The 3,255-nt window shown below is 62.9% G+C and carries 4 protein-coding genes; 1 reads left to right on the top strand and 3 read right to left on the bottom strand.

Annotated features, from left to right (window positions below; translation table 11 throughout):
- A partial coding sequence (locus EN884_RS30655) for an ATP-binding cassette domain-containing protein (protein ID WP_164895255.1) occupies window positions 1–524 on the bottom strand: 524 nt, incomplete at its 3' end.
- Window positions 525–744: 220 nt separating this feature from the next.
- Here EN884_RS30655 and EN884_RS30650 point away from each other — a divergent pair.
- Entirely contained in the window at window positions 745–1,764 is a 1,020-nt protein-coding gene (locus EN884_RS30650; protein WP_013528458.1) for a LacI family DNA-binding transcriptional regulator, read from the top strand.
- Between the two features lie 33 nt (window positions 1,765–1,797).
- Here the strand turns inward: EN884_RS30650 and EN884_RS30645 are convergent, their stop codons facing one another.
- On the bottom strand, window positions 1,798–2,799 hold the full coding sequence (locus tag EN884_RS30645) for an LLM class flavin-dependent oxidoreductase (RefSeq protein WP_063169731.1): 1,002 nt from the start codon (window positions 2,797–2,799) through the stop codon (window positions 1,798–1,800).
- 68 nt (window positions 2,800–2,867) lie between these two features.
- On the bottom strand, window positions 2,868–3,255 hold a 388-nt coding region (locus tag EN884_RS30640), incomplete at its 5' end, for an AI-2E family transporter (RefSeq protein WP_128360932.1).

Here is a 3,255-nt window from a genome sequence, read left to right as displayed (position 1 = left end):
GACATCGACAGCGCCTTGGCGATCTCGACCAGCTGCTGCTCGCCGACACGCAGGGCACCGACGCGGGCTTGCGGATCGAGCTCGATGCCGAGCCGCTGCAACAAAGCGCCCGCCGCGCGGCTGCTTGCCTTGCGGTCGACAATCAGCCCGGCGATCAGCTTCTCGCGGCCAAGGAAGATGTTGTCGGCGACGCTGAGTTCGGGCACCAGGTTGAGCTCCTGATGAATGATGGCAATGCCGGCATCCTCGGCGTCGCGTACGCCAGCGAAATTGACAGGGTGGCCATCGACGCTGACCGTGCCTTCATAGCCGGTGTAGACGCCGGAGAGGATCTTCACCAGCGTCGACTTGCCGGCGCCGTTCTCGCCCATCAAGGCATGAACCTCGCCGCGCCGCAGCTCGAAGCCGACATCGACCAGGGCGGCGATGCCGCCGAAGCTCTTGGAAATATGCTCGGCGCTCAGAACGGTGTCCGACCGATCGGCAGCGCCGTGCTGCGGGGAAAGGGAACTGCTCTCTCGCATGACAATGGCGGCCTCCCTTCCGTCGTCGTCAACTTCCCGCAAACGCTAATCTAAACGTTTCGATCATGTCAAGCTGATATGAGGTACCGCATGTTTACTGCATTTCGATTCTTGCTAAAAAGGACAGGATTCCGTACGTATTGGCCGGCAAGGGTGGCGAAACGTTTCGAAAATGACAGCATCAGGGCAAAAAAAACACCGGAAATCCACCGCGCCCACCATGCTTCATGTGGCTGAAGCGGCGCGTGTTTCTGTCGCCACCGTTTCGGCGCTGATCAATGGCACGGCGACGGTCAGTCCGGAGCTTAGCCAGCGCATCGAACAGGCGATCCGCGATATCGGCTACAAGCGCAACGCGATCGCCCGCAGCCTGAAGATGGGCACGACCCGCACGATCGGACTGACCGTGCCGCACATCACCAACCCATTCTTCACCGATGTCGTCTCGGTCATCCAGCAGGCCTTCGACCGGGCCGGCTATGCCGTCATGCTGTGCTGCACGGACGAGGATTTGAACACCCAGGACGATCAGATCAAGCTGCTGCTCGACCGCATGGTCGACGGGCTGATCGTGGCGCGCGTCGGCGACGGCGCGATCCTCAAGCGGATCGTCGACGACGCCAACGTGCCGGTGGTGCTGCTCGATCGTATCTGCAAAGGCGTCGACACCGATGCCGTGGTGCTGGACAACCAGCGCGCGGTGTTCGACGCCATCACCTATCTGATCAATCTCGGCCACCGGCGCATCGGTTACATCACCGGCACGTCGGACATTTCGCCGATGCATGACCGCATGGCGGGATATCGCGAGGCGCTTCACGCCGCCGGCCTGCCGATCGCGGAGGAGCTGATCCGCTTCGGCAATTTCCACGAGATCGACGGCTACAACGCGACCATGCAGATGCTGTCCTCGCACGATCGGCCAAGCGCGATCTTCTCGGCCAACAACCCGATGGTGATCGGCACCATGAAGGCGATCCGCGACATCGGCCTGTCCTGCCCGGAAGACATTTCAGTTGCCTGCTTCGACGACTTTCCATGGTCCGACGTGTTTCAGCCGCAGCTGACCACCGTCGCGCAGCCGGTGCAGGCGATCGGCGAACAGGCGGCCAATCTGCTTCTCGACCGTCTCGCCGGCAACAGGGACGCGCCGCCGCGCAAGCTTTTGCTCAAGGGCCGGCTGATGATCCGCAATTCATGCCGCCCGCTCGGGGCGATTGCGCAGAGCGTGAGCGCATAGTTTTTCGCCCAGCATATATCGTACCAGAACTTGTCAGGCCGCCTGCGACAGCGATTTGTGCGCCTCGGCCAGGATCTCGAACGACCGCACCCGCGCCGCATGATCAAAAATCTGCGCGGTGACCATCAGCTCGTCGGCGCCGGTGCGGCGCACGAAAGCATCGATGCCTTGCCGCACCGTTTCCGGGGAGCCGACGACGGCGCAGGACAATGCCTGGCCCAGCATGGTCTTTGCCATCGGATCGAGATCGCGGTCATAGTTCTCGACAGGTGGCGGCAGCCGTCCGGCCCGGCCGGTGCGCAGATTGACGAAAGCCTGTTGCAGCGAGGTGAACAGCAAACGAGCCTCGGCATCGGTGGGCGCGGCAAAGACGTTGAGGCCAAGCATGACATGCGGCTTGTCGAGGTGCTCGGAGGGTTGGAAGCGCGAGCGGTAGACATCCAGCGCGTGATCCAGATCCGCCGGCGCGAAATGCGAGGCGAAGGCATAGGGCAGGCCGAGCATGGCGGCAAGCTGCGCGCCGTAGAGGCTGGAGCCGAGGATCCAGACCGGCACGCCCTGGCCTTCGCCGGGCACGGCACGGATGCGTTGGCCTTCCTCGGCCGGCTGGAAATAGCCCATCAGCTCGACGACATCCTGCGGGAAATTGTCGACCCCGGCCTCGAGATTGCGGCGCAAGGCGCGGGCGGCACCCATGTCGGTGCCGGGCGCCCGGCCGATGCCGAGATCGATGCGGCCCGGATGCAATGCGGCCAGCGTGCCGAACTGCTCGGCAATCACCAGCGGCGAATGGTTGGGCAGCATGATGCCGCCGGCGCCGACACGAATGGTCTTGGTGCCGCCCGCGACATGGGCAATGACGACGGCTGTGGCGGCACTGGCAATACCCGGCATGTTGTGATGCTCGGCCAGCCAGAAACGCTTGTAGCCCAGGCGCTCGGCATGGCGGGCAAGATCGAGCGAGTTGGCCAGCGACTGCGAGGCATCGCTGCCTTCGACGATCGGCGACAGGTCGAGAACGGAAAGAGCGGTCATGGGTGGGATCCTGTGTCAGGACCGCATGTAGGAAGCATCCGGCGGCGCCGCAAATTCAAAAATATTGATCAGCCTTTGACAGCTTCGGGGTCGGCGATGTCGTCCTCCTCGACGACAACCGCGTGCTGCGCGGCGAGAAAATTGCCGACATGGCTGAGCCCATCGAAATGATCGCAGAACACCTTGATGACGACCAGCAGCGGCACCGCCATCAGGGCGCCGACGAAACCCCACAGCCATGACCAGAAGGCGATGGCGATAAAGATCGCCACGGCGTTGATCTCGAGGCGCCTGCCGACCACCATCGGCGTCACGAACTGGCCTTCGACGATGTCGCACAAGATCACGAAGGCCGGCGCCAGAAGCGCGTAGAAGATGGTATCGAAGCTGATCAACGCCATGACCGTGACAAGCACGATGGTGATCAGTGCTCCGACATAGGGCAGGAAATTGAGC

It is taken from the genome of Mesorhizobium sp. M7A.F.Ca.AU.001.01.1.1 (assembly GCF_004022735.1).
In the GTDB taxonomy this organism is placed as follows: Bacteria; Pseudomonadota; Alphaproteobacteria; order Rhizobiales; family Rhizobiaceae; genus Mesorhizobium; species Mesorhizobium ciceri.
This window is presented reverse-complemented; position numbering and strand designations above follow the sequence as displayed.

What these genes read in the sequence shown, in the direction of transcription:
- EN884_RS30650 (WP_013528458.1), top strand. Translation starts at nt 745, where the DNA reads ATGCTTCATGTGGCTGAAGCGGCGCGTGTTTCTGTCGCCACCGTTTCG.
- EN884_RS30645 (WP_063169731.1), bottom strand. Translation starts at nt 2,799, where the DNA reads ATGACCGCTCTTTCCGTTCTCGACCTGTCGCCGATCGTCGAAGGCAGC.